General features: G+C 52.1%; 24 protein-coding genes. 8 read left to right on the top strand and 16 right to left on the bottom strand.

Features of this window, described 5'->3' with window-relative positions:
• Positions 1-74: 74 nt before the first annotated feature.
• The 5 genes from CLR69_RS04465 to ascF form a co-directional block, all read right to left on the bottom strand.
• Positions 75-491, bottom strand: a complete 417-nt coding sequence (locus CLR69_RS04465; protein WP_129711178.1) for a hypothetical protein — start codon at positions 489-491, stop codon at positions 75-77.
• 17 nt (positions 492-508) lie between these two features.
• The gene (locus tag CLR69_RS04460; RefSeq protein ID WP_129708360.1) at positions 509-895 is read right to left on the bottom strand and encodes a VOC family protein; all 387 of its coding nucleotides are present in this window, start codon (positions 893-895) and stop codon (positions 509-511) included.
• Between the two features lie 64 nt (positions 896-959).
• Positions 960-1,757 (bottom strand): histidinol-phosphatase, encoded by a 798-nt coding sequence (hisN, locus tag CLR69_RS04455; RefSeq protein ID WP_129711177.1) that lies wholly within the window; start codon positions 1,755-1,757, stop codon positions 960-962.
• A 231-nt stretch (positions 1,758-1,988) separates the two neighbouring features.
• The gene (locus CLR69_RS04450) at positions 1,989-3,419 is read right to left on the bottom strand and encodes a 6-phospho-beta-glucosidase (RefSeq protein ID WP_129708246.1); all 1,431 of its coding nucleotides are present in this window, start codon (positions 3,417-3,419) and stop codon (positions 1,989-1,991) included.
• Between the two features lie 30 nt (positions 3,420-3,449).
• Entirely contained in the window at positions 3,450-4,910 is a 1,461-nt protein-coding gene (ascF, locus tag CLR69_RS04445; protein WP_129711176.1) for a PTS cellobiose/arbutin/salicin transporter subunit IIBC, read from the bottom strand.
• Positions 4,911-5,273: 363 nt separating this feature from the next.
• Between ascF and CLR69_RS04440 the strand changes: the two genes are divergently transcribed.
• A complete protein-coding gene (locus CLR69_RS04440) occupies positions 5,274-6,287 on the top strand; it encodes a LacI family DNA-binding transcriptional regulator (RefSeq protein WP_129711175.1) in 1,014 nt (337 codons plus the stop codon).
• Between the two features lie 100 nt (positions 6,288-6,387).
• On the opposite strand, the gene CLR69_RS04435 is transcribed toward CLR69_RS04440, so the two are convergent.
• The 3 genes from CLR69_RS04435 to CLR69_RS04420 all read right to left on the bottom strand — a co-directional run bounded on the left by CLR69_RS04435 (position 6,388) and on the right by CLR69_RS04420 (position 10,908).
• Complete coding sequence (locus CLR69_RS04435; RefSeq protein ID WP_129711174.1) at positions 6,388-8,340, bottom strand: autotransporter domain-containing protein; 1,953 nt, start codon at positions 8,338-8,340, stop codon at positions 6,388-6,390.
• A 968-nt stretch (positions 8,341-9,308) separates the two neighbouring features.
• A complete protein-coding gene (locus tag CLR69_RS04425; RefSeq protein WP_129711518.1) occupies positions 9,309-9,815 on the bottom strand; it encodes a ClbS/DfsB family four-helix bundle protein in 507 nt (168 codons plus the stop codon).
• Between the two features lie 112 nt (positions 9,816-9,927).
• On the bottom strand, positions 9,928-10,908 hold the full coding sequence (locus CLR69_RS04420) for an LLM class flavin-dependent oxidoreductase (RefSeq protein ID WP_129711173.1): 981 nt from the start codon (positions 10,906-10,908) through the stop codon (positions 9,928-9,930).
• A gap of 284 nt (positions 10,909-11,192) precedes the next feature.
• On the opposite strand from CLR69_RS04420, the gene CLR69_RS04415 reads away from it, so the two are divergent.
• On the top strand, positions 11,193-12,389 hold the full coding sequence (locus CLR69_RS04415) for a M20 peptidase aminoacylase family protein (RefSeq protein WP_129708265.1): 1,197 nt from the start codon (positions 11,193-11,195) through the stop codon (positions 12,387-12,389).
• A 150-nt stretch (positions 12,390-12,539) separates the two neighbouring features.
• On the opposite strand, the gene CLR69_RS04410 is transcribed toward CLR69_RS04415, so the two are convergent.
• Complete coding sequence (locus CLR69_RS04410) at positions 12,540-13,085, bottom strand: flavin reductase (RefSeq protein ID WP_129708268.1); 546 nt, start codon at positions 13,083-13,085, stop codon at positions 12,540-12,542.
• 280 nt (positions 13,086-13,365) lie between these two features.
• On the opposite strand from CLR69_RS04410, the gene CLR69_RS04405 reads away from it, so the two are divergent.
• From CLR69_RS04405 to CLR69_RS04380, 6 genes are all read left to right on the top strand, one after another.
• Complete coding sequence (locus CLR69_RS04405; RefSeq protein ID WP_129708271.1) at positions 13,366-14,694, top strand: LLM class flavin-dependent oxidoreductase; 1,329 nt, start codon at positions 13,366-13,368, stop codon at positions 14,692-14,694.
• 22 nt (positions 14,695-14,716) lie between these two features.
• Positions 14,717-15,655: a transporter substrate-binding domain-containing protein gene (locus CLR69_RS04400; RefSeq protein ID WP_129711172.1), complete on the top strand. Its 939-nt coding sequence runs from the start codon at positions 14,717-14,719 to the stop codon at positions 15,653-15,655.
• Between the two features lie 74 nt (positions 15,656-15,729).
• Positions 15,730-16,713 carry an ABC transporter substrate-binding protein gene (locus CLR69_RS04395; RefSeq protein WP_129711171.1) on the top strand — a complete coding sequence of 328 codons (984 nt, stop codon included), beginning with the start codon at positions 15,730-15,732 and terminating at the stop codon, positions 16,711-16,713.
• Between the two features lie 85 nt (positions 16,714-16,798).
• Positions 16,799-17,353: a GNAT family N-acetyltransferase gene (locus CLR69_RS04390; protein ID WP_129711170.1), complete on the top strand. Its 555-nt coding sequence runs from the start codon at positions 16,799-16,801 to the stop codon at positions 17,351-17,353.
• 75 nt (positions 17,354-17,428) lie between these two features.
• Positions 17,429-18,373, top strand: coding sequence for an amino acid ABC transporter permease (locus CLR69_RS04385; RefSeq protein WP_129711169.1), 945 nt, complete (start codon positions 17,429-17,431; stop codon positions 18,371-18,373).
• Between the two features lie 22 nt (positions 18,374-18,395).
• Positions 18,396-19,220 carry an amino acid ABC transporter ATP-binding protein gene (locus CLR69_RS04380; protein ID WP_129711168.1) on the top strand — a complete coding sequence of 275 codons (825 nt, stop codon included), beginning with the start codon at positions 18,396-18,398 and terminating at the stop codon, positions 19,218-19,220.
• Between the two features lie 166 nt (positions 19,221-19,386).
• Here CLR69_RS04380 and CLR69_RS04375 read toward each other — a convergent pair whose 3' ends face one another.
• From CLR69_RS04375 to CLR69_RS04345, 7 genes are all read right to left on the bottom strand, one after another.
• Positions 19,387-19,662, bottom strand: coding sequence for a hypothetical protein (locus CLR69_RS04375; protein WP_129711167.1), 276 nt, complete (start codon positions 19,660-19,662; stop codon positions 19,387-19,389).
• Positions 19,663-19,693: 31 nt separating this feature from the next.
• The gene (gene urtE, locus CLR69_RS04370; protein WP_129711166.1) at positions 19,694-20,392 is read right to left on the bottom strand and encodes an urea ABC transporter ATP-binding subunit UrtE; all 699 of its coding nucleotides are present in this window, start codon (positions 20,390-20,392) and stop codon (positions 19,694-19,696) included.
• A gap of 1 nt (position 20,393) precedes the next feature.
• Positions 20,394-21,230 carry an urea ABC transporter ATP-binding protein UrtD gene (gene urtD, locus CLR69_RS04365; RefSeq protein WP_242451544.1) on the bottom strand — a complete coding sequence of 279 codons (837 nt, stop codon included), beginning with the start codon at positions 21,228-21,230 and terminating at the stop codon, positions 20,394-20,396.
• Positions 21,223-22,299, bottom strand: coding sequence for an urea ABC transporter permease subunit UrtC (gene urtC / locus CLR69_RS04360; RefSeq protein ID WP_129708369.1), 1,077 nt, complete (start codon positions 22,297-22,299; stop codon positions 21,223-21,225). Before urtC ends, urtD begins: the two co-directional genes overlap by 8 nt.
• Before the next feature lie 11 nt (positions 22,300-22,310).
• On the bottom strand, positions 22,311-23,900 hold the full coding sequence (urtB, locus tag CLR69_RS04355) for an urea ABC transporter permease subunit UrtB (RefSeq protein ID WP_129711516.1): 1,590 nt from the start codon (positions 23,898-23,900) through the stop codon (positions 22,311-22,313).
• 238 nt (positions 23,901-24,138) lie between these two features.
• Positions 24,139-25,407: an urea ABC transporter substrate-binding protein gene (gene urtA / locus CLR69_RS04350; protein ID WP_129708294.1), complete on the bottom strand. Its 1,269-nt coding sequence runs from the start codon at positions 25,405-25,407 to the stop codon at positions 24,139-24,141.
• Positions 25,404-26,162 (bottom strand): GntR family transcriptional regulator, encoded by a 759-nt coding sequence (locus tag CLR69_RS04345; protein WP_129711165.1) that lies wholly within the window; start codon positions 26,160-26,162, stop codon positions 25,404-25,406. Before CLR69_RS04345 ends, urtA begins: the two co-directional genes overlap by 4 nt.
• Positions 26,163-26,178 lie beyond the last annotated feature (16 nt).

Genomic DNA, 26,178 nt, shown 5'->3' with positions numbered 1-26,178 from the left:
TCGCGTACCGACGGTACTCACGGATCGCGATTTCACACAGTTCGATGCCTTGTTCCATTGGGAAGATTGAGTCGTTAATGTAGCCGTAGCGTAGTCCAACGAGGAAGCGCGGTAAATGGGATCTCGTATTCCGTAATGCCGTTTCTTTCCCCACCAAAATACTGTTTTTCATAGATCAACTTATCGTCCTCGAAGCGTACGGGAACGATAAATCCCCCCGCAGCCTGAGAAACCTGGCACTGCTTTTCTTCGAGCACATCAATACAGAGTAAAGCCGTTTGTGGGCCATCGCGTTCCACCGTAGAGAGCCACTCTTGTACAACAAGGTAGCGAGAATCCGGCGACCACAGCATCTCCTTGCCGAAAACGCGTTCCTCCAATGCTTTGCCGTCGATCGATAGCGAAAAATAAGGTGGGCCAAACCGAATTTCACCGGCGCAAATCAACATCGCGCGATGTTGTCGATCGAATGATGACAGTTTGTGCAGCATACAAAACGATTCCCGAATTAGTCTGACGTTATCTCGATTAGATTACCATCAGGGTCGCTGACGATCGCTTCATAAAAACCGTCCCCTGTCATGCGAGGCGGCGCAATCAAAATACCGCGTTCCGCTGCTTTGCTGGCTAACGCCTCCACATCTGCCTTGCTGCCAACCGAAATCGCCACATGCGCCCAGCCGCAACCCTCTTTATTGGTTAAGGCTGCCGCCAGCACTGGCAGCGTCATGAGCTCAATGGATGCCCCTTCACCCAATTGAACGAAATGCGATTCAAACCCTGGGCGATTGCGGCTTACATATTTTTCTCCCACCTGTGCGGCGAAGAATTCTTGCCAAAATACCGCCTGCGCGGCCAGATCGGCCGTCCATAACGCAACGTGTGCCACTTTCATCATGATTCCTTCTTTAACCGTTGTCTTTCACATCGCCATCGTCTGTTATACGAGCCAGCGACAATTACCGCGATCCGTTCAGAATCGCTAAAACCTGCGGGTGCAGATCTGGGTTACCCGTTGCGACCACTGTGCCCCCCGCTTCCGCACGTTGCCCGTTGAGATCGGTGATGATGCCACCCGCCTGCTCAATAATCGGGATCAGCGCGACAATGTCATAAGGCTGCAATGAAAACTCCACGCAGATATCAATCTGGCCTGCTGCCAGCATTGCCATGGCGTAACATTCACCGCCATAGCGCGTCATAAGTGTGCTTTCGCTGAGTTCTGCAAAGCGAACGGTTGGATGCATGCCCAGTGCTTCCGGCGCAGTGGTATGAAGAATCGCTTGTTCAAGCGATACACTTTTACGCGTACTTAAGCGTGTTTCTCCCTGCCAGTCGCTACGCCAGGCTTGTGAACCATCAGCCCAGAAGCGCTCTCCGGTAAAAGGCTGGCTCATCATTCCCATCACTGCTCGCTCATAATGCAACAGACCGATAAGTGTTCCCCACACGGGTAAACCGCATAAAAAAGGTCGGGTACCATCGACCGGATCTAAAACCCAGCGCACAGGTCCTTCGCCGCTCAGACCAAATTCTTCCCCCAGAATCGCGTGATCGGGATAATGCCGCGTGATGTGCTCACGTATTACCCGCTCAGCCTCCCGATCGGCTTCCGTAACTGGATCAAAGCGAAATCCCTCTTTTGGCTTCGTTTCAATTTGGTTGGTTTTGAGAGAACGAAAACGCGGCAACGTTTCCTGACTCGCTAACGTGGCAAGCTCATGAAAAAAGGCAATATCGGGAAGCGACTGACTCATGGTGTTTTACCTTCCTATCGCGTTTGCATAACAGCATTTTGGGGAATTGACGTTGATAGACAGTGATGCTCGATTAAGCTCGATAATGCACTTTACAGCATAATCTACCCGCTCGATTATGAATAATCAAACAAACTCAAACGATCTAACTTTTATCTACGGATAAAAAATAGCCCCCAGACGCTACCGTCAGGGGGCTATAACAAGAATAGCTAAACTGCATTATTCCATTCAGCTCAGGTCAGTACCGTTGCTGGCGATCACCTTCTTATACCAGTAGAACGATTTCTTTTTCTTTCTGGCTAATGTGCCTTCGCCGCGGTCGTCGCGATCGACATAGATGAAGCCATAGCGTTTACTCATCTCACCAGTGGACGCAGCAACCAAATCGATACATCCCCACGAGGTGTAGCCGATAACCGGAATACCGTCGCCGATAGCGTCCGCCATCGCGCTAATGTGCTCACGCAGATAGCTGATACGGTAATCATCATCAATCTCGCCCTGTGCGTTAATCTCGTCCTTCGCACCTAGCCCGTTCTCCACCAAAAACAGCGGCTTCTGATAGCGGTCATACATCATATTCATGGTGATGCGCAGGCCCAGTGGGTCAATACCCCAACCCCACTCACTCGCCTTGATGTGCGGGTTCTTCAACGACTTAACGATGTTAGCGGCGCTGCTGTTGTGCTCGTTCATATCTGCCGATGCACAGCGGGAGGCGTAATAGCTGAAGGAGACAAAATCCACCGTGTTCTTGAGAATCGCCTCATCGCCCGGCTCAGAGGCAATCGTGATGCCCTTCTCTTTAAACAATCGACCGGTATAGGCTGGATAGGTGCCGCGCGCCTGCACATCGATAAAGAACAGGTTTTCACGATCTTTATTCAGTGCCGCCCAGACATCTTCCGGTTTACACGACCACGGATAGAAGTTACCGCCAGCCAGCATACAGCCGACCTGATTTTCCGGGTTAACCTCATGCGCAATCTTCGTCGCCAGCGCGCTCGCCACCAGTTCATGGTGTGCGGCTTGGTATTTCACCTGCTCTTGATTTTCCCCTTCGGCAAACACCAGACCCGCGCCGGAAAACGGGCTATGCAGTAGGATGTTAATTTCGTTGAACGTTAGCCAATATTTCACCAGCCCGTCAAAGGCTTCAAAACAGGTTCTGGCATAACGGGCAAAGAACTCCACCATTTTCCGGTTACGCCATGAACCGTATTCGGTGACCAGATGCATCGGCACATCGAAATGGCACAGCGTCACCAGCGGCTCGATATTGTACTTCTTGCACTCGGCAAACATATCACGATAAAAGGCGATGCCGTCCGCGTTGGGAGTCAACTCATCCCCATTCGGATAGAGGCGACTCCAGGCGATGGAGGTACGAAACACTGTAAACCCCATTTCCGCCATCAGCGCGATATCTTCTTTATAGCGATGGTAGAAATCGATCGCCTGATGGCTGGGATAAAACTCATCCTCACGTAGTGCGAAACGCGGCTCTTGTCCCAGTTTTACTGGCAGGCGATTCACACCGTGGGGAATCATGTCCACCGTCGTCAGACCTTTACCGCCCTCAAGGTACGCGCCTTCTGCCTGATTGGCCGCAATTGCGCCCCCCCATAAAAACCCAGTGGGAAATGTTGATGCAGACATACGCTATTCTCCTTCGTATTAGTGCTTCATTTAATTCGTGTTCGCTGCGTGCTGCGGCGCGGAAACCTCATCATTCTGTACTCGTTTTTCTTCCGGCTTCTCTTCTACCGGAATGTCTTCAAAACCCAGCAGCAAGGTCACGAAGAAGGAAATTACAACAGACAGAATCATGACGCCGAATACCCAGGCAATGCTCATCGGATTGGTAGGATCGAAGAACTGTACGCTGGTGAATAGCCCCGGCGATGCCATTGAATGGCTTGCCAACCCGCCGATTCCGGCGACGGCACCACAAATAAAGCCGGTGATTAAGCAGGCGATTAGCGGACGTTTCAGGCGCAATGCCACACCGTACAATGCGGGCTCAGAGATCCCAGCAACAATGGCTGATGCTGCGGCCGCCAGCGCCGTCTGGCGCAGTTCCGGGTTTTTAGTACGCCAGGCCACAGCCAGTGATGAGCCGCCCAGCGACAGATTCGCGCCGATTTCAGACGGCATAACCATGCCCTCTTTGCCCGTTTCAGCAATGGTTTGAATAATGGTCGGCGTAAACACGCGGTGCATACCCGTCATAACCAGCAACGGCCAAATTGCCCCCATGATGGCAACGGACAGCCAGCCCAGATAGCCATGCACGGTGTACACCACCGCAGAAATGCCGCTACCGATCCAGATCCCAATCGGGCCGATGAGCATAATGGCAATCGGGGACGCAATCAGCACGATTAACATCGGCTTGAGGAAGTTTTTGGTGACGGCTGGCGTAATGCGGTCTACCCATTTTTCAATATAAGACAGAATCCAGGTCATACACAGCGCCGGAATCACGGTATAGGTATATTTTACCGCGGTGACCGATAGCCCCATAAACACTACCTGCTGACCCTGTGCTGCTTTTGCCATTAGATCGATAAACGTCGGGTGCACCAATACCCCGGCGATAGCAATCGCCAGCGACATATTGGTTTTGAATTTTACCGCCGCAGACGCCGCCACCATGATCGGCAGGAAGAAGAACGCGCCGTCACCAATCACGTTCAGAATCGTTATCGTCGACGCGCCCTTCTCAAATAGCCCGGTCATATCCAGGATCATGGCAAGTAATTTCACCATCGAACCGCCAATAATCGCCGGAATAAGCGGTGACATCGTGCCAATCAGCGCATCCAGAATGCCTGCACCTATGCGTCGCAGCGTAATTTTGTTGTTCACTGGCATCGTTTTTTCAGCCGCCGCGCCTTCCGGTAGCAGCTTAACCACCTCGGCGTAAGCCTGGGAAACGGTATTGCCGATGATGACCTGACACTGGTTATCGTTTTTCACCACGCCCAGTACGCCGCCGATCGCCTTCAATTCGGCGACATTCGCCGCATCATTGTCTTTAAGCACAAAACGCAGACGGGTCATACAATGCGTCACGGCAGCGATGTTATTAGCGCCACCGATAGCATCAACGATCGAACGGGATACAGCCGCATAATTCTTTGACATGGATAGACAATCTCTCGTAATCGCGCACGTTACACAGGATTCAACAAGCCGCTCACCGCGAGATCATTGTTTAGTGTACGCGCATTTATTATTCAACTTCATACAGTTATGAAAGTATTCATGCCGGTATCCCTGCTCCATGCAACGTGATGAAACGCCGATGGGTAACCGGTTCCACATGATAGTGTTTATATGCTGAATTTATTTCAATAGATTAATTACAAATATTTTACTTATGTGACCACGATCGCCATGATGCACGTAATCCCTCTCCCGCTCACATTGGCTCTGCATGTATCACCCTGCTGCCAGCAGCATAAAATGTGTAAAATGGCGTTCGTGTTCAACGTATCAGGATGTCCCATGTCGACAATGCAGGAAGTGGCGAAGAAAGCAGGCGTATCAAAAGCGACGGTGTCGCGCGTGCTTTCAGGCAAAGGCTATACCAGTGAAGAAACCAAAGCACTGGTCTATCAAGCCATTGAGGAGACGGGATATCAGCCAAATTTACTGGCACGGAATCTGGCGACCAGCAAATCAGCCTGCATCGGTTTGGTGGTGACGAATACGCTCTATCACGGCAGCTATTTTAACGAACTGCTGTCACAGGCCGCCAAGAAGCTCGAAGACAATGGGCGTCAGTTAATTCTGGTCGACGGCAAACACAGCGCCGATGAAGAACGCGACGCCATCCAATTTCTGCTCGGTTTACGCTGCGATGCGATTATCATCTACCCCCGTTTTCTCACTGTAGATGAGATGGATGACATCATCGATAAGCACAAGCAGCCGATCATGGTGGTCAACCGTAAACTGCGTAAACACCAAAGCCACTGCATCTGCTGCGATCACAAAGGTTCCAGCTACAACGCCACACAGCATCTGATTGCACGCGGTCATAAAGATATCGCTTTTATCACTGGTTCACTGGATTCACCGACCGCTATTGAACGACTTTCCGGCTATAAAGAGGCACTGACAGCAGCCAACATCGCGGTGCGGGACGAACTGATTGTGAGGGGAAAATGGACACCGCGCTGCGGTTCGCTCGCCATTACCACCCTGCGCGATAGTCAGGTATCGTTCAGCGCCGTTCTTGCCAGTAATGACGATATGGCGATTGGCGCGATAAAAGCGCTGGATGACGCTGGCGTTGCCGTACCCAGCGACGTCTCTGTGGTCGGATTTGACGATATTCCCACGGCTCCGTTTTTAAAACCGTCACTCTCCAGCGTAAAAGATCCGGTGAGCGATATGATCAACGAAGTGATTAACCGCCTGATCGCGATGCTGGACGGCGGTTATTTCTCGAAAGAAAACCTGTTCTTATCTGAGCTGCAGGTCAGGGACTCGATTCAGAACGGGCCGTACGGGTAACCGACCCGCCTGCTCTCAATTCGGGGTCGTTACAGACCCCGTTTTAACGCCTCATTTCAACTTCAGCCACTAAGCCCGTTTTCAGGCAACGGCAACAGACTTAAAATTGCCACTGTACGCCCACGCTATAGCGCGTTTGATCGCCATCCCGATGACCAAAACGACTACCGATTTCGGAGTACAGATTCAGATTCTCTGCGGCAAGCCACTGCACACCAACCGTCGCCTTGCCGAAATTCTTATCCTGCTCTCCCACGGCAATACGGCGGTTTGCACCATCGACATGATCTTTTACGGTAAAACTGGAATCGAGCCCATCGGCCAATTCACGCACCCACGCCACTGTCGCATAAGGCTGTAGCGACATCGTGTTACTGAACTCCACCTTGCCCCGCACGCGCCAACCCAGAGTGGCCTCCAGTGAATCGACATCCTGTTTTTCATACCGTACACCCGTCCGCAGGTTGCCTTTGTCATCAAACGCGTTGATACGATAACGCGCATAATCTAGCCCAACAATCGGGCCGGTGCGCAGGCCACTTATCGAGAAATCATAACCACCAGTCACGCGGGCACCGACGAACTGCGCTTCGGTGTTGCCATCCAGCAGGTTGTCCAACAGAACCGGGCCGCCCGCCGATTGCAGATAAACCGAGCGACGTGATTCAATCGCCGACCGCCCCGCCGTCACTTCGCTACCCAACCAGGCCGGTCCGCCCTGATTCAGCAAACCATAGACACCGGCTTGCCAGGTATCGCTTTCAATATGTCCATTGCGCTCAAGCTTATCCTTGCTGCGCAGCAGGCTCAGGCTACCACCAATCATGACACTGTCACTTAATTGATAATCCACCAGAGCATAAGCCATCGCCTGCCGAGAACGCTGCTGTGGTGCGCGGTCATAGCCATTTGACGGAGTAACATCGCCCTCAATCCCGACCGCCGTATCCAGCGTGCCCACGTTACGAGTGGTATTTTGCAATAGCAGCCAGCGTTGGTTATGCAAATCACTCAATGATTGGTGCTGACGCTTCAGGCTCTCTTCCATCGCCTGTTGCATCGCGGCAGCGGAATACGCCGAATGCAGCAAATCAGTATTGGAGAGTTCCAGCAGCAGTCGTGTCACCAGCCGTGAAACATCTCGCAGGCGCTGATCGATACGCTCTTGTCCGAACACGCTAGTCAGAAAGGCTTCGTTATCAACAGTTGGGTTATGCCATGTTGCCCCGCCCGGCACTGCGGGATTCGTGGTTTGCTCATAGCCATCCTGATCGCCAATATCCCAGTTGGTGGCCTCCATATAGAGCACGGGAATATCGAACGCCGCGTTGAAGCTATCGCCATCACTGCAACAGCCCGTCCCCGCCGGATAACTTGCATTCAATCCCGGATTGGTAAACAGCTCGATCCCCAGTTCGTTCGCAATACGCAGCGTCTGCTCACGCAGGCTTGCCAGAGCGGGATTCGCGACACTGTTATCGCCAGCATGAGCGTAAAGTTTGTCGCCAGTGATCATACTGTCCATGTTAATCATGGCCTTAAGGTCGCCTGCGGTTCCTTGCGCAATCAGATCGTTAACCATCGCGCGCGAACCTCGTAGCCCCTCTTCTTCTGCGCCAAAGGCGGCAAAAACCAGCGTTTTTTCCGTCTGGATACCGCTAAAATTACGCGCCACTTCCGTCAGAATGGCAGCACCTGATGCGTTGTCATCCAGCCCTTGTAGCGTTGGCCGTCCGAAAAAGGTATCAAAGTGCGCGCCGGTAATGATGTATTCGCTGCTCAGTCCGACATTAGAGGCCAGCACGTTTTGTGACGAACGCGTCGTACCGCTTGCCGTCCAGGAAAAATCCTGCCTGACAGTGGTATAACCGGGCGCCATACGCTGCGTCATCCAGTCCGCAGCTCCGGCAAAGTTTGCCGTATCGCGATAGCGCCCCGGGTAATCGTTAATGAGCGTATCCACCGTCTCGCGCGCATAGTCACCATAATCATAAGCCCAGGCAGGAACACATAAACACGCCATCCCTACCGCAACAGCTACTTGCTTCAACATACACTCCACTCCCTTTTCTCGTTATATACCCGTAATACTTCAAGCTGCATGTGCATTGGCTGCGCTACTCGGCACACTTACGTGAACCTCGTTGGGGCCAACGCTTTGCGTTGTTCAAAACCGCTAACGTTTTGCCCTGCAACTCGAATTATTTGGGGTATGGATTGAATCTTGTTGTTATTAACGTTGTTGGTTATTAACAACAGCACCAGAGGAACCTTATCCAGGTCATGTCTTTGTTAAAGAAGGGAAAATAGCAGCAATATTCATTCCAATACTATGGAATAAAAGAAAATGTGATGAAATATGTCAAAAAGCAGCAAATCGAAAGTATATCGTAAGAATTATGTAATGTTGATTAATCATGGGGTTAATCATGAATTAACCGGGTTTCATAATGAAAACCAGTAAATGACGGACAGGGGGAGAAAAAAGGTGATGGAAACGCGACGGGTTTGATGAATATGCGATAAAGGTGCTTTTATGAGGATACGTAAAGGCAACGTGGGCAAAACACGCACCGAAAACGATCGTTTACAGCACGTGATTGCCCATGTTTGTAGGGAATTTAAACGTAAACGTTAAGCTGGTTAGTTGCCGTTGGGCGGTTCACACCATCAGCTATTGGTGGCTTGAAGACTGAACCACTATTTTCGTACGCTATCCGCGTTCGGGTAGAAGCGTCCTGATTAGGGTAACCAGACAGCTGCGACGAGCGGGAAATGCCTTGGACATAATCAAGTTTGTCAGGCGTGGCGTAATATGACACTGGAGAAACTAGGTTGAGACCAATCATTTTTCTTTCCCCCTATTCATCTCATCTGCCAGTAAAACTTACCTTGCTTATTACTGAGTATAGAACAGTCAAACAGGGGGAATATGTAAGGTTTTGTCTGAAAAACGTCGCGAATGCACACCTCAAAAAGGAAAGGTAAGGCCAAAAATCATTTTGATTTACTATCAAACCGTTATTGGTTTTTCTCCCATGCTCGCAGGCGTCCGGCAGCACTTTTATAAGGCGAGGCGGTGTTGAACTGAATCATCCGACCACGCGTCCATTTGCCGTACCAGCCTTTGCCATAGAGTTGTTCATCGGTATAGCGTTCAACCAGTGCGATGAGCGTCAGCTTATTCGCGACAAGCAGCGCAACCAGTTCCGTCCAGTCGCTAATATGGCCATAGTCCTGATAGAATTTCTGTGCCAGCAAACCGAGCTGATTCCATTTATAACCGGTTTCTGGAAAATCGATGGGGTTGCCCCGCTCTTCGAGCTCATGCCATTTCAGCACTAAATTTCCCCAACCGAGCAAATACGCTACCAGATTTGCCGGGCTCATCTGCGTTCCCTGTGCATGTCCTGCCATTTCTGGCGAAAAGGCTCGATCTATAGGAACAGCATCTATTCTCTTCATTAATAGCGTAAATTGATTGTTTATCGCCTTAATCAAGGCTTCCTTGCTCTCCGGCACCGCCATCGTATAACCCCCGATTATTCTGCTATAGACAGAATCAGGGTACTGTTCGCGCAGCGACACTATTTTGTCATCGCTCACGTTTCTCATCATTGTTCACGCTTCTAGCTGTTGTTCAGCGTTGCGCCAACAGCCGGATCGATGCCTCACGTTCACGGGGTGACGTCACAGGCGTATGGATAATGAACTCATCTACGCCAAAGCGCTGATGGTAGCTTTCCAGACGCTGGTGAATATCTTCCGGCGTACCGTAAAGCACATGACGTGGCTCCTGTTCGATACGGAAATCCGTTGCCCCCGCCTGTCGAACGAAATTTTCGGCCTGTTCCTGGCTTCCTACCGTTAGCGGCGGTTTATTTTCAATATAAACCTTGTAGTTATGCTGTGTGCTGGCCAGTGCCTCCGCATCCTCATGCCGTTCGGCGGCAATCACCGACAGCGACAGCAACGTCTGTGCATTGGTTGGCTTCAATTCTCGATAGCTCAAGAGTGATTCCGTTAGCAGCGTTTCGCTAGCGTTAATAAACCCAGCGAACACGAAATTCCAGCCCAGCGATGCCGCCAATCTCGCACTATCCTGACTGGCCCCCAGTAGAAAGCGCTGTGGCTCATGTTCCGGCAAGGGGGTCGCATTCAAGCGATCGGCCGTCTCATCATGACTGCCGAGAAAACGATTGAGCTGATGTAATTTCTCCGTGAAAGCGGTTCGCTCCGTCTCACCGATTTCCTGCTGTAACGCCCGTGTCGCTAGCGGCAACCCGCCCGGTGCTTTACCGATGCCTAAATCCACACGCCCACCCGCCAACGCGCTGATGACATGGAAATTCTCCGCGACTTTATATGGGCTGTAATGCTGTAACATCACACCACCAGAGCCGATGCGCAGCGTTGTCGTGTGCGCTAACAGCCAGGTGATCAGTACCTCGGGAGACGACCCCGCCAGCTCATCGGAATTATGATGTTCGGAAACCCAAAAGCGGTAATAGCCAAGCGCTTCCGCCACTTTCGCCAGCGACACGGTTTGTGCCAACGCCTGCGCCGCATTCATTCCTTCGGCGATGGGGCTTTGATCTAATAAACTGAGCTTATATCCCACGATGTTTCCTTATTTTCAGCGACTCTCCGTTAGCACTATTCATAGTAATAAACAGTCATAACAAAAAAACAGAGATAGTAAAAAAATAGAATAAGAAGAATGTTGCATAAAGGCGTGAAAAATAAATACCAATAATGAATTTTGTTAGCAGAAATATTAATAATAAATGAATACAAAAAACGCCATCATAAAAAGACATGAAATATAACCAGACGGTATTTATCCATTTAGTTGCTATCGGCTACCTTTATCATGTTTAAGTTTTGTTAAGGAGGTGTATTGATATGGCTGAATCTATCCCCTGTTGTGATACGTCATTTGATCAACAGTTAATTAACTGGCGACGGCACTTGCATCAGTACCCGGAATTGTCCAATCAGGAACACCAAACCACCGCGCACATTACCCGCTGGCTACAAGAGAAAGACATCCGCCTGCTGCCTCTTGCGTTAACCACTGGCGTCGTTGCCGAAATCGGCCACGGCAGCGGCCCGACGATTGCGCTGCGTGCCGATATTGATGCGTTGCCGATTGAAGAACTGGTTGATGTCGACTTTCGCTCTCAGAATGCAGGCGTCATGCATGCCTGCGGCCACGACTTCCACACCGCCGTGATGCTCGGCGCTGCCTGTTTGCTGAAAAAACGTGAATCTGTCCTACCCGGTAAAATCAGGCTGTTTTTCCAACCGGCAGAAGAGGTGTCTACCGGAGCCAAACAGCTTATCCGCGCAGGTGCGCTCGCTGATGTTACCGCCGTTTTCGGCCTGCACAATGCGCCCGAACTCCCCGCTGGCACTTTCGCCACACGTAGTGGGCCGTTCTATGCCAACGTGGATCGCTTCGCCATTCACATTACAGGCAAAGGCGCGCACGCGGCCAAGCCAGAACAAGGCATCGACAGCATCGTCACTGCCTGCAATATCGTTAATGCGCTGCAAACACTCCCCAGCCGTAGCTTCAGTTCACTGGAATCGCTGGTCATCAGCGTCACGCGAATTCAGGGTGGCAACACCTGGAACGTACTACCGCAAACGGTAGAATTGGAAGGTACCGTTCGGACTTACAATGCCGCGATTCGGGCAGAAATACCCGAACGAATTGAACAACTGATTGGCGGGATCGCCCTTGCGTTGGGGGCAAAAGCGGAACTCAAATGGTATCCTGGCCCACCTGCGGTCGTGAACACCAGCGAATGGGCCGATTTCAGCAAACAAATTGCCCGAGATGCAGGTTATCAGGTAGAAAACGCCGAACTGCAAATGAGCGGCGAAGACTTTGCTCTTTACCTTCAGGAAGTACCGGGCACCTTCGTCAGCATTGGCTCAAACAGCGAATTTGGCTTGCACCATCCTCAGTTCAACCCGGATGAAAGCGCTATTGCTCCCGCATCACGCTACTTTGCACAGTTAGCAGAAGCCGCACTGCATCGCCTACGCACCACGAAAGTTACCCCGCCACAGGCAGTACTATCCTCATCGTGATCGTTGACTTATAAAAAACCCTCCGCCGGTCAATCCGGCGGAGGGTTTTTTACAGCCAAAGTGCGTCGAGCGGTGGTAATGGATAGATCGTAAAGACGCTGCAAGTACGTCCCTGTAACATATGGCTTAACATAGAGTCGATGTATTTCATTACCCGCGAACAGCGTGATAACCACGGGAAAAATACACCAGCCCATCGGTGCTTTCGCCCTGCTTAATCGCTAATACTCGGCAAATAAAGATATCGTGCGTCGCCGCGCTCACCACTTCTTCAACCTGGCAGTCAAACGCGACCAGCGCATCTTGCAATACCGGTGAACCCGTGTGTAACACGTCCCACTCCGCCGCCGCAAACCGTTCTTCCGTAGACGAACGGCTACCAAACAGCGACGACAACGCTTCGTGATGTGCCGCTAGCGTATTGACACACAAATATTCATTTACCTGAAATGTGGGATATACCGACGAACCACGATTCAGACACACCAGCAGCGTGCCGGGCGTATCACTGACGCTGGACACGGCAGACGCCGTAAAGCCAGCCTTACCTGCCGGGCCATCCGTCGTAACGATATTAACCGCTGCGCTCAACTTTGCCATTGCATCGCGAAACGCCTGCTGGTCAACGGCAGTCACCGCCGCAGAGGGAACGGCGTCATTCGCGGTTACGCGTCGTTCAACTGTCAAATCAGACATCAAATTTTATCCTTTAGATACGGCGAGAGACATGACTATTAACATCATAATAACAAAACAGGTCGCGCCATCATCTGAAATTTTTGAATTTCATTATACATTTTTGTTGTTTTACATCATACCTCACCTCATCAATAGTGAAAACACGCTCTTAACGTCCTATTAACCTTTCATTGAATGCGTGAATACCTATTAATGGCTTATTGATTGATAGCCGGTTTATTGATGGATTGTTTTCACCTTCATGGAAGTGAGTTCAATTAATAAAAGGTTTCTAATAATGAGTGAAAAACAAATATCCTCACGTCGGCAATTAAGACTAGGTTTAATATTACAGGGCGCAGCGGGAAATATGTCCGCGTGGCGGCATAAAAACGTTGTACCAGACGCCAGTATTAATTTTGGTTTTGTACTGGATGCGGTAAAAAAGGCCGAACAGGGGAAATTTGATTTTGTCTTCGTGGCAGATGGTCTGTATATCAATGAAAAATCCATTCCTCACTTTCTCAACCGTTTCGAGCCGTTGACGCTGCTTTCCGCGCTGGCTACCGCTACCACCCATATCGGTCTGGTTGGTACGCTCTCAACGTCGTACTCCGAACCCTTTACCACCGCCCGGCAGTTTGCCAGCCTCGACCACCTCAGCAACGGTCGCGCAGGCTGGAACGTGGTCACATCGCCGCTGGAAGGATCGGCAAAGAACTTTTCCCGTGAGCAGCACCCAGAACACGCGCTGCGCTACCGTATTGCCGATGAATTTCTTCAGGTGACGAAAGGTCTATGGGATTCCTGGGAAGACGATGCCTTTATTCGTGACAAAGCCAGCGGACAGTTCTTCGATCCTGAGAAACTGCACACGCTGAATCATCAGGGAGAATTCTTCTCGGTACAGGGCCCGCTGAACATTGGCCGCTCAGCACAGGGTCGCCCGATTGTGTTTCAGGCAGGCGCTTCTGAGGACGGGCAAAAACTGGCAGCTAAACATGCCGATGCCATCTTCACCCACCAACACACGCTGGAAGACTCGCAGCGTTATTACCGCGAAGTTAAGCAGAAGCTGGAAGAAAACGGTCGCCGTGCCGATCAACTTCACGTCTTCCAAGGTGTCAGCGTGATTGTCGGCAACAATGCAGAAGACGTAGAGCGCCAGTATCAGGAAACGGCGCAGTTAGTCACGATTAAGGACGCGCTCAATTATCTTGGACGCTACTTTGAGCACTACGACTTCTCACAGCATCCGCTGGATGAGCCCTTCCCTGATATCGGCGATCTAGGGAAAAATAGCTTCCGCAGCACCACCGATGAAATTAAACGTAACGCTCAGGAAAAAGGCTTAACGCTGCGGCAAGTGGCACTGGAGGCCGCGTCACCCCGCCCTGTATTCAGCGGTACACCTGAGCAGGTGGCAGATGGCTTACAGCTCTGGTTTGAAAACGGTGCGGCAGACGGCTTCATCATTCAGGGTGGCACGCCAGATACGCTCAATCACTTTGTCGATCGCGTCGTCCCTTTGCTGCAACAGCGTGGCCTTTTCCGTCAGGATTATCCCGGCTACACGCTGCGGGAAAATCTGGCGTTGGACTATCCGGTAAATCAATTTACACGCTAGTTCGTGCCACAGGAGATTCGCCGTGAAGCATATCCCTTTTATCACTGTGACCGGTCTGGCGACGCTGTTGGGCGCAACGCTGGTGGCAAACGTGCAGGCGCAAGATGCAGGATTCGTCAGTCGTATTGATCTCAAAGCAAACCAGATTCCCATTCGTACGGGGAAAAACGCAGAAGCTATCACGCAAATTCCGGCTAATTTCAAATTCGTGACGCCGGGTAAGCTGACGATTGCCGTCTCGTCGCTCAGCTCCCCGCCTCTGTCGCTGCTGGCTGACGACAACAAAACGGTTGTTGGTAGCGATGCCGACATCGCACGGCTGGTGGCGGACAGTCTCGGGCTTGAGTTGAAGCTGGTGCCTGCTTCCTGGGAGGACTGGCCATTGGGCATCACGGCGGGGAAATACGACGCCGCTATTTTTAATATCGCCGTGACGAAACTGCGCAAAGAGAAGTTCGATTTCGCCACGTACCGCATTGATACGCTGGGTTTCTATGTGAAATCGACCAGTAAGATTACGTCGATTAACAAGCCGGAAGACGTGGCGGGACTGAAAGTTATTGTCGGTTCCGGCACCAATCAGGAAAACATTCTACTGGGCTGGGATCGACAAAACCGCGCCAACGGTCTTACTCCCGTACAGCCTGTCTACGTCACCGACGATGCTGCCGCCAATCTGAGCATCCAGTCCGGCCGTGTCGATGCATTTTTTGGTCCGCACTCCATCGGCGCTTATAAAGCGGCGTTAACGGGAAAAACTCGCATGGTGGGCAAAGGCCCGACGGTTGCTTATGTCGCGGTCACCACGCAGAAAGGCAACGGTCTGGCGCAGCCAATCAGCACCGCCATCAATGGCTCGATCCACAACGGCAGCTATGCGCAGGTGCTGGATCGCTGGGGTGAAGATGATGAAAAGATCACGCAGTCTGTGGTGAGTCCGCCGGGTATCGGTGATGAATAAAAGTGGCATAACTTTAAAAGTGACCCCACCTAAAAGTGACAATGTCACTACAATAACCTGCAAGGGAAAGATAAATGCAAAAAAAGATCGCTTCCACCATCGCACATTTGGCCGTGACATCTCGCGTGCGCCCTTCGCGTCTTACAAGGCTACTGACGGGATCGCTGCTGCTCGGCACGCTGTCCGTAACAGCTGGCGCGCAGGCGGCTATCGACCTGAAGGCCAATCAGCAGCCGATCCATGCGCCGAAGAATGCGGACGCTATCGCACAGATTCCGACTGATTTTAAATTTGTCACGCCGGGAAAATTTACCGTCGCGATTGCCGCGTTGGGCTCGTCACCGCCGCTGGCATTTCTGGCTGACGACAACAAAACGGTGGTAGGCAGCGAACCAGATATCGCCCGTCTGGTAGCAGACAGCCTCGGGCTGGAACTGAACATCGTTCCTACCTCATGGGAAGACTGGCCACTCGGTGTGGCATCCGGCAAATATGATGCCGCCATCATCAATATTACCGTCACCAAAGAACGTAAAGAAAAGTTCGACTTCGCTACCTACCGCATTGATTCACTCGGTTTCTATGTGAAATCCACCAGTAAAATTCAGTCTATTAAGGAAGCGAAAGACATTGCTGGATTGAAGATTATTGTCGGTTCCGGCACCAATCAGGAGGCGGTATTGCTGGCATGGGATAAACAGAATCGCGCCAACGGTCTACCCGCCTTCCAGCCAATTTATGTCACGGACGATGCGGCTGCCAACCTGAGTCTACAATCCGGTCGTTCTGATGCCTATTTCGGTCCAAACGTGATCGGCGCCTACAAGGCAGAGCTGACGGGCAAGGTTAAGCATGTCGGTACGGTAAACGGCGGTTATCCCAACGTCGCACATATCGCGGTCACAACGCGCAAAGGCAGCGGATTGGTACAGCCAATTAATACGGCGCTTAACGGCGTGATTAAAAGCGGTGAATACGACAAGGTGCTGAACCGCTGGGGAGAAAGTATTGAGCGTATCGACCGTTCAGAAATCAATCCGCCGGGGCTGGGCGATTAATCCCGTCCTATGGCTATCGGGGCGCTATAAGCGAAACGCTATGGTTACCGATAGCCCGTATCCCCTAATGAATCAGGAGCATTCAATGTCCAACGATATCTTTATTGTTACCCAGCCCGAAGATCCTATCGTGGCACCCATTATCGATGGCCTGTTCGCAGAATATGAGCAGCGATATGGCGATTTTTTCGGTGAGAGGGAAAGCGATCCGCCGGGAATCTACCAGCAGCCACACGGCATTTTTATTGCGCTGCTGCGTCAAGGTATCCCCATCGCAACGGGGGCGTTTAAACGCTACGACAACACCACGGCCGAAATTAAGCGGGTATGGACGGATAACTCACTACGCCGTCAGGGGCTGGCTGGGAAAGTGATGCAAGAGCTGGAGCAACACGCCAGGCGATTAGGCTATCAGCACTTTTTCCTAACCACAGGCTTCCGTCAGCCTGAAGCGGTGCGCTTATACCTGAGCCACGGTTATACCCCTCAGTTCGATACCACCGTCGATCCCGTGACCTATAGCCTTCCGCCATACGACGGGCGTTTACCGTTTAAGAAAGCGCTATTCGAAACGGCGACACCACGGGTTGCACGGCAAACAGAAGTCGAGCTGATCACCCGCCATTTGAAAGTGTGTTGACCCTTACGCACTGGCAATAACCCTATGCATTAACAAAACGACATTTTTCAGCCTCATCTCCAAATGGTATCGATCATGACGCAATCTCTACAAACGTCTTCTCAGCAACCACCGCTGAGCCAGGCGCAGGAACCGCCGTTAAACATTGTTCCAGCGCGCTACCCTTTTCGCTTTGCTGGTGCACTATTTTCACTGTTTATTTTTGCCGGGATTATTCAGTCCATCGCACTGAACCCGCGCTGGGAGTGGGCGGTTTTTGCCGAGTGGTTTTTTAACCCGGTCATCCTTGCCGGGTTGGGGCAGACGCTACTGTTGACCGCGCTTGGCACGCTATTCAGTATTTTTTTCGGTACTGCGCTGGCGCTGGCCCGGCTGTCGCCGTCTTATCTGTTATCTACTCTGTCATGGTTGTATATCTGGCTGTTTCGATCGCTACCGCTGATTCTGGTGTTGATCATCCTCTATAACTTTTCGTATCTCTATGACGAGCTGGCGCTGGGTGTACCGTTCACCTCTATCGTCTTTCTGCGCTATCCGACGATTGATTTACTGGATCAATTTTCCGTCGCCGTGCTTGGCCTAACACTGGTGCAATCCGCGTATACGGCGGAAATTATTCGCGGCGGTATTCTTGGCGTGGACGCAGGTCAGTTTGAAGCCTCCGCTGCACTCGGTCTGCCCGGCGGACGCCGCACGGTACGCATCATTTTGCCGCAAGCGCTGCGTTCGATTCTCCCGACCGGTTTTAACGAGATTATCAGCCTCGCTAAAGGCACCTCGATTGTCTATGTGCTGGCGCTGCCGGAGCTGTTTTACACCGTTCAGGTCATCTACAACCGTACGCAGCAGGTTATTCCGCTGCTCATGGTCGCGACCATCTGGTATCTGCTGATTACCACGGTGCTATCCATCGTCCAATACTACGTGGAACGCTATGTATCCCGCGGTGCGGTACGTGAAATGCCGCTAACGCCGCGCCAGAGACTCTTCCGTTTCCTGACACGCAAGCGCGCACGTTAACCCCAACTTTTGGAGATTCACTATGTCCGAAGCTATCGATTATTTTGCTCACGCCCGAACCACCGCGCAGCCACAGGCAGAAAACGCCCGCGGGTTGATCGAAATCCGCAATGTCGCGAAACATTTTGGTCAGCATAAAGCGCTGGAGGATATCAATATGACGCTAGCGCCGGGTTCCGTCACAGTGATCCTTGGTCCATCTGGTTCGGGGAAATCCACGTTGCTGCGTACGATTAATCATCTTGAACGCGTGGACGAAGGCTTTATCCGCATCGACGGCGACTATATCGGTTATCGACGCAAAGGGAATACGCTCTATGAATTGAAAGAAAAAGACGTGTTGCGTCAGCGTATCAACGTCGGCTATGTGTTCCAAAATTTCAATCTGTTCCCTCACCTTTCCGTATTGGAAAACATCATTGAAGCTCCACTGGCGCATAAACTGTATTCACGGCAGGAGGCGGAAGATATCGCCTTTACCCTGCTTGAAAGCGTCGGTCTGCGCCATAAAGCACAGTCTTATCCTCGCCATCTTTCCGGTGGCCAACAGCAACGCGTCGCGATTGCCCGTGCGCTAGCGCTCAAGCCGAAAGTGATGTTATTTGATGAACCAACGTCCGCACTCGATCCCGAATTGGTCGGTGAGGTACTGGATGTGATCAAATCGCTCGCCCGCTCCGGCGTGACATTGGTCGTCGTCACACATGAAATCGGTTTCGCCCGTGAAGTAGCCGACCGCGTGGTGTTTATGGTGGATGGCAAGATTGTCGAAAGCGGTGATTCCTGGCAGGTGTTAAACCATCCCCGCCATCCGCGGACGATCAACTTTTTGAATAAGGTGCTGTGAGACATTCAACTGAAATCTCAACATAACAACGACCTTAACAGTTATCGACACCAGGCAGCCAGATAGAATTTTCAGCGTTCTATTCTTATCTCGGCTGCCTGATTAACGACATTACAGATATATATCTTGGTAAAGATAACTCAGATCTAATCTTGACCCGCTATATTTATCTCAGCTTAAAGAATGCTTGGCTTACTACGTTTCCCTTGTGCCAACAAGCCGTTTTGCGACGGTTATCTTTATTATCTCCATCATTTAATGAAGTAGCATAAAAATACTCACCAAATTTTTTATAGTAAATAACATCACCTGCTTGTTTATCTAAATACCACATGCATGCGTCATCAATTTCATTTTGAACGCCAAGTATCCAACCGCATACCGATCTCCTATCATCTTTAACATAATAACTTGCATAGATAAATTCTTGATTGTCAGCCAAGGTTAAATTGGCTTCAACTTGAATAACGCGGTTAAATCGCGACCAGTCCCCTTACGCCGTCTTGCTCCATCGTTTCACCTCGCCCGCGCTGTATGATTTCCCCGCGTGACATCACCAGATAGCTATCTGCCAGTTCGGCGGCGAAGTCGTAAAACTGCTCAACCAGCAGAATCGCCATATCGCCACGCTGCGCCAGTTGGCGAATCACCGCGCCAATCTCTTTGATCACCGACGGCTGTATGCCTTCTGTCGGTTCATCCAGAATCAGCAACTGTGGTTTACAGGCCAGCGCCCGCCCAATCGCTAACTGCTGCTGTTGGCCGCCGGACAAATCGCCACCGCGCCGCTGTTTCATTTCATCCAACACGGGAAAAAGCTGGTAGATCTCCTCCGGTACCTGTCGCGCCTGTTTGCCCGGAAAACGTGATAGCCCCATTAGCAGATTCTCCTCCACCGTCAGGCGAGGAAAAATCTCTCGTCCCTGTGGCACATAGGCAATGCCAGATTGCACACGCTGATAGGGCTTGCGCACATTGATAGCTTCGCCTTGCCAGCGAATCGTGCCAGACTTCGCCGGAATCAGCCCCATCAAACATTTCAGCAGCGTAGTTTTCCCCACGCCATTGCGCCCTAACAGGCAGGTAATTTCGCCGGGGTTTACCTCAAAAGATAAGCCGCGCAGAATGTGACTACCGCCATAATATTGATTCAGTTCTGAAATCTCTAACATGTTAGCGCCCCAGATAAACGTCAATGACCTGCTCATTCGCCTGCACCTCGCGCAGCGAGCCTTCCGCCAGCACCTGTCCCTGATGCAACACCGTAACGTGGTCAGCAATGCTCTCGACAAAGCCCATATCATGTTCCACTACCATCAACGAGTGCTTACCAGCCAAACTGCGGAACAGTTCGGCGGTATAGGCGGTTTCTGCATCCGTCATCCCAGCGGCAGGTTCATCGAGCAACAGCAGATGCGGTTCCTGAACCAACAGCATGCCAATTTCCAGAAACTGCTTTTGCCCATGCGACAACAGCCCTGCGGGTCGTTGCCGTTCGTGACCAAGCCGCAACAGCGCCAGAGTGTCGTCAATCCGGTCACGTTGCTCACCGTTCAATCTGGCACGCAGGCTTGCCCACACCGATTTGTCGGTTTTCAGCGCAATTTCGAGGTTTTCAAACACCGTCAGCGCTTCAAACACGGTCGGCTTTTGGAATTTTCGCCCAATTCCCGCACGGGCAATATCCACTGGCGATAGCGTCGTGAGGTCAGTGAACTGATCGTAAAACACCTTACCGTTATCCGGTCGTGTTTTGCCGGTGATGACATCCATCAGCGTGGTTTTCCCTGCACCGTTTGGTCCAATGATGCAGCGCAATTCCCCCACGCCAATCTGCAAAGAGAGATCGGTCAGCGCTCGGAAACCATCAAAACTCACGTTGATCTTGTCGAGTTGCAGTACCGGGTCGGTCTGGTGCCGATGGCGATCCGATGGATGTAGCTGAGCAAACTGGGTCGGTGAAGAAACCGTCTGTGCAGACACCAGGGGTACAGATACAGGCTCAGTCATGTTTCTTCCTCGTCAGCAATCCAATCACACCACGCGGCAAAAACAGCGTGACGAGAATAAACATCAGCCCCAAAAAGAACAGCCAATATTCGGGAAAAGCCACGGTAAACCAGCTTTTTGCCCCGTTGACGATTCCCGCACCGAGCAACGGCCCGATGAGGGTTCCACGTCCGCCCAGTGCGACCCAAATAGCGGCTTCGATAGAATTGGTCGGCGACATTTCGCTGGGGTTGATGATGCCAACCTGCGGCACATACAGCGCACCCGCCAGCCCACATAGCACGGCAGAAAGCGTCCAGACAAACAGTTTGAAGCCTTTCGGATCGTAGCCGCAGAACATCAGACGGTTTTCCGCATCGCGCACCGCTGTCAACACGCGGCCAAATTTACTGCGCGCCAGCGCAAACCCCACTAACAGACTGGCAGTCAGCAACAGCACGGTGGCAACAAACAGCCCGATGCGTGTACCGGTGGCAGTTATGGGAAAGCCCAGCAACGTGGTAAAACCAGTAAATCCGTTGTTGCCGCCAAAGCCGGTTTCATTACGGAAGAAAAGCAGCATCCCGGCATAGGTCAGCGCCTGCGTCATGATGGAGAAATAGACGCCCTTAATTTTGGAACGGAACGCGAACCAGCCGAATACAAACGCCAGTACGCCCGGCACCAATACGATCAGGCACAGCGCCCAAGCGAAATACTGAGTACCGGTCCAGAACCACGGTAGCTCCGTCCACGACAGGAATGACATAAACGCGGGCATCCCCTCGCCAGCGGCCTGCCGCATCAGATACATGCCCATAGCATAGCCACCCAGCGCAAAAAACAGGCCGTGACCAAGCGATAGCAATCCGGCGTAGCCCCACACCAGATCCAACGCGACGGCAACAATGGCATAGCATAGAATTTTGCCGATCAGCGTCAGTGTATAGGTGGAGATAGCCAGCGGATTCTCCGCAGGCAACAGCGCGAAAAATGGCAGTATCAGCAAGGCCAATAGTATGCTCAAACCAAGGCCAATCATAAGTCGCGGTGCGCGCTGCGTCAGGGTTATTGTCATGGGCTGCGTAATAGGTTGCGTCATCAGTCAATCACCCGTCCTTTGAATGCAAACAGCCCCTGTGGCCGTTTCTGAATAAACAGTACGATCAATACCAGAATGACGATTTTGCCCAACACGGCGCCGATCTGCGGCTCCAGCACTTTGTTAAGAATGCCGAGACTAAATGCAGCCACCACCGTTCCTGCAAGCTGCCCAACACCGCCCAACACGACGACGAGGAAGGAGTCGATGATGTAACCCTGTCCCAGCTCCGGCCCAACATTGCCCAATTGCGACAGCGCCACACCGCCCAGACCCGCAATACCGGAGCCGAGACCAAAAGCCAGCATGTCAACGCGTCCGGTTGGCACGCCGCAGCAGTCTGCCATCGCCCGGTTTTGCGTCACCGCCCGAACGTTCATACCGAGTCGTGTTTTATTGAGTAATAGCCAGGTGAGTAACAGCACGCCGAGGACAAACAAGATCACCGCAATACGGTTATACGGTAGTACCAAATTCGGCAACAGGCGCAGCCCGCCGGACAGCCACGCGGGGTTAGCGACCTCCAGATTTTGGGTACCGAACAACATCCGCACCAGTTGGATCAGCATCAGGCTGATACCCCAGGTTGCCAGCAGCGTTTCCAGCGGCCGACCATAGAGATGGCGAATCACCGTGCGCTCCAACGCCATGCCGATACCTGCCGTGATAAAGAAGGCGACCGGAAGCGCCAGCAGCGGATAATACGCCAGCCAGGCGGGCGCAAACTGCTGGCACAGCGACTGCACCAGCCAGGTTGCGTACGCGCCCAGCATCAGCATTTCCCCATGCGCCATGTTGATGACGCCCAATAATCCGTAGGTAATCGCCAGACCCAGCGCAGCCAGCAGTAAAATAGAACCGAGCGACAGTCCGGTAAATGCCTGCCCTAACAGATCGCCGACGATCAAACTTTGTTTAATCTGATCCAGACTCTCCTGCGCTGCCGCACGCACGCCGGTATCTGATTCATTCGGTACCTGCGTCAACGGCTGTAACAGTGCCTGCATTTGCGGATCGCCGGTCTGCCCTAGTCGCTTGACCGCATCAAGACGCACCAGCGGATCGGCATCACTTAACTGGCGGGTAGCAATAGCGATATTGAGCGCATCGTGCACCTGCGCATCTTTCTCTACCCCAAGGCGTTGCACCAACAGAGGCAGTTGTTCCGCACTGCTGTCACCTTGCAATTGCCGCACCGCATTCAGACGCGTTGCGACATCATCACTGACTAACTGGTGTGAAGCCAACGCGGTGGCAATCAGCACGCGCAGGCGGTTATTCATAAACAGCTTTTTTGTCGCGCCTACCGGCTGAGCATGCCCTTCCAGCGGCGTTAACGTGCCTTGCACATCTATAAACGGCTGTTGATTTTGATCGAGTACCACCGATTCGTCGCGTAGTGCCTGTAGCAACGGCAAGCGTGCGGGCTCCGGCGCAGCGGCCCATTGTTGCAGTAACTCTGCCTGCTGCGTGCGGCTGGCGGCGGTAAAATCGGCTGCGGGCCCGGCCTGTGCCAAAACGGGAAGCATCAGACACAGCGACAGCACAAACATAGATAAGTGACGACTAATCATCGCAATGTCCGCCATATAAGAGAGGGAATATCTATTCGCACCATTTATTTTGCCTTCTATATCCGGCAGTCTCACCGCCATACCTTTATGCTGATGCAGTGAGTATTTCGTGCGCTATAACGCCGCTATTCATATGCAATATCCATATGCGCGCCCGACTTGCAGCATCCATGCCGCTCACTCGGCGGTCATACCTGCCGATGCATAATTTTTTACGCTGGATAACAAAACTATTAAGGCCAGGAACTCAACTCTACTGCGCTGCTTTTATTGGATGATCGGGCTTCTTATCATTACCGGCGATGTATGGGCTCCACGGCTGGGCACGAACCGGTTTATCGGTTTGCCAGACCACGTTAAACTGACCGTTCTCTTCGATTTCGCCAATCATGACTGGCTTATGCAGATGGTGGTTGGTGCTGTCCATCGTCAACGTAAAGCCATCCGGCGCGGCAAAAGTTTGACCCGCCATTGCGGCGCGCACTTTATCTACGTCCGTGGTGCCGGCTTTCTCTACCGCCTGCGCCCACATATGAATGCCGACATAGGTTGCTTCCATCGGATCGTTAGTCACTACCGTGCCCGCGTTAGGAAGGTTTTTCGCTTTGGCGTAGGCCTTGTAGGCTTCAACAAAATCGGCATTGGTTGGATTATCGACCGATTCAAAGTAGTTCCACGCCGCCAAATGGCCGACCAGCGGTTTGGTATCGATGCCGCGCAGTTCCTCTTCACCTACAGAGAACGCGACAACCGGCACATCGGTCGCTTTGATGCCCTGATTCGCCAGCTCTTTATAGAAAGGAACGTTGGAATCGCCGTTGATGGTAGAAACCACCGCCGTCTTACCGCCCGTCGAGAATTTTTTGATGTTGGAAACGATGGTCTGATAATCGCTGTGGCCGAACGGCGTATAGACTTCCTCGATATCCTTGTCCTGCACGCCTTTCGAATGCAGGAACGCGCGCAGGATCTTGTTGGTGGTACGCGGATAGACATAATCGGTACCCAGCAGGAAGAAACGCTTCGCCGCCCCACCGTCTTCACTCATCAGATATTCCACCGCGGGAATCGCCTGCTGATTCGGTGCCGCACCGGTATAGAATACGTTCGGCGACATCTCTTCACCCTCATACTGCACCGGATAGAACAGCAGCCCGTTTAACTCTTCAAACACTGGCAGCACCGATTTACGCGATACCGATGTCCAGCAGCCGAATACCACCGCCGCTTTATCCTGCGTTAGCAACTGACGCGCCTTTTCAGCAAACAGCGGCCAGTTCGAAGCGGGGTCGACCACCACCGGCTCCAGTTTTTTACCCAACACCCCGCCTTTAGCGTTGATCTCATCAATAGTCATCAGCGCCACGTCCTTCAGCGGCGTTTCCGAAATCGCCATCGTGCCGGACAGCGAATGCATAATCCCGACTTTGATGGTTTCCGCCGCCTGCACGCTCCAGGTCAACCCCATACCAACCACCGTCGCAGAAAGCGCAAAAACTTTTAGCAATGAACGTCTTTTCATTTATTAGCCCTTAAGTCGTGTTGAGTAAGAATGGAATCGTGTGATGTATCAGGTGAAACCGATTGAGGCCGCGCCTGCTGTAGCATGTGCAAGGTGATCTTTCTGACTTCGGCCTTACTGACAGCAATGTGGTCGGTCAGAATGCGTTGCGCCTCCTCTGTATGTTGTTGCAAGATCGCCAGTAAAATCTGAGCGTGTTCTTTATAGGTCGCGTCGATGCGATCCTCACGGGTGAAGTCGAGACGGCGAATAATGCGGATTTTCTCCGTCAGCTCGCCGTGAATCCGCGCCATTTCACTATTGCCCGCCGCCATAACCAGCCCACGGTGAAACCCTTCGTCGTAGCGGGACACGACCTTTCCGTCATCCAGACGGGGTTCATCAATCCAGAAGCGTTTCAGATCGGCCAATAACTCGGCGCAGCGTCCCGGCGGCATACCACACAGTCGCCGAATGGCTTCACGCTCCAGCACAATGCGGAAGTCATACAGTTCTTCGAAATAGGCAAAATCAAAGGGGCGAACCTGCCAGCCACTGCGGAAATAGACTTCGACATACCCTTCCCGCTCCAGCCAAAACAGCGCCTGACGCACCGGCGTGCGGCTAACCGACATCCGCTCGGCAATCTCACTTTCACTGAAGCGATCGCCCGGCATCAGGCGAAAGTCGAAAATGTCGTTTTTCAGCGTCTGATACACCCGTTCAGCCAGCGCTTCCGGGCGATCTTTGTTATTTTTTTGTGTACCTGTTCGCATCGTTTTCTCCGTCTCG

Source organism: Pectobacterium zantedeschiae (assembly GCF_004137795.1).
In the GTDB taxonomy this organism is placed as follows: Bacteria; Pseudomonadota; Gammaproteobacteria; order Enterobacterales; family Enterobacteriaceae; genus Pectobacterium; species Pectobacterium zantedeschiae.
The sequence above is the reverse complement of the archived record's forward strand: the minus strand, read 5'-3'. Positions and strand labels throughout refer to the sequence as shown.

Coding starts and splice junctions, on each gene's coding strand:
- CLR69_RS04415 (WP_129708265.1), top strand. CDS start 11,193: ATGGCTGAATCTATCCCCTGTTGTGATACGTCATTTGATCAACAGTTA.
- ascF (WP_129711176.1), bottom strand. CDS start 4,910: ATGTCAAAGAATTATGCGGCTGTATCCCGTTCGATCGTTGATGCTATC.
- CLR69_RS04435 (WP_129711174.1), bottom strand. CDS start 8,340: ATGTTGAAGCAAGTAGCTGTTGCGGTAGGGATGGCGTGTTTATGTGTT.
- urtE (WP_129711166.1), bottom strand. CDS start 20,392: ATGTTAGAGATTTCAGAACTGAATCAATATTATGGCGGTAGTCACATT.
- CLR69_RS04465 (WP_129711178.1), bottom strand. CDS start 491: ATGCTGCACAAACTGTCATCATTCGATCGACAACATCGCGCGATGTTG.
- CLR69_RS04345 (WP_129711165.1), bottom strand. CDS start 26,162: ATGCGAACAGGTACACAAAAAAATAACAAAGATCGCCCGGAAGCGCTG.
- CLR69_RS04460 (WP_129708360.1), bottom strand. CDS start 895: ATGAAAGTGGCACACGTTGCGTTATGGACGGCCGATCTGGCCGCGCAG.
- CLR69_RS04410 (WP_129708268.1), bottom strand. CDS start 13,085: ATGTCTGATTTGACAGTTGAACGACGCGTAACCGCGAATGACGCCGTT.
- CLR69_RS04395 (WP_129711171.1), top strand. CDS start 15,730: ATGCAAAAAAAGATCGCTTCCACCATCGCACATTTGGCCGTGACATCT.
- CLR69_RS04450 (WP_129708246.1), bottom strand. CDS start 3,419: ATGTCTGCATCAACATTTCCCACTGGGTTTTTATGGGGGGGCGCAATT.
- CLR69_RS04440 (WP_129711175.1), top strand. CDS start 5,274: ATGTCGACAATGCAGGAAGTGGCGAAGAAAGCAGGCGTATCAAAAGCG.
- CLR69_RS04380 (WP_129711168.1), top strand. CDS start 18,396: ATGTCCGAAGCTATCGATTATTTTGCTCACGCCCGAACCACCGCGCAG.
- CLR69_RS04405 (WP_129708271.1), top strand. CDS start 13,366: ATGAGTGAAAAACAAATATCCTCACGTCGGCAATTAAGACTAGGTTTA.
- CLR69_RS04385 (WP_129711169.1), top strand. CDS start 17,429: ATGACGCAATCTCTACAAACGTCTTCTCAGCAACCACCGCTGAGCCAG.
- CLR69_RS04390 (WP_129711170.1), top strand. CDS start 16,799: ATGTCCAACGATATCTTTATTGTTACCCAGCCCGAAGATCCTATCGTG.
- urtB (WP_129711516.1), bottom strand. CDS start 23,900: ATGGCGGACATTGCGATGATTAGTCGTCACTTATCTATGTTTGTGCTG.
- urtD (WP_242451544.1), bottom strand. CDS start 21,230: ATGACTGAGCCTGTATCTGTACCCCTGGTGTCTGCACAGACGGTTTCT.
- urtA (WP_129708294.1), bottom strand. CDS start 25,407: ATGAAAAGACGTTCATTGCTAAAAGTTTTTGCGCTTTCTGCGACGGTG.
- hisN (WP_129711177.1), bottom strand. CDS start 1,757: ATGAGTCAGTCGCTTCCCGATATTGCCTTTTTTCATGAGCTTGCCACG.
- CLR69_RS04425 (WP_129711518.1), bottom strand. CDS start 9,815: ATGGCGGTGCCGGAGAGCAAGGAAGCCTTGATTAAGGCGATAAACAAT.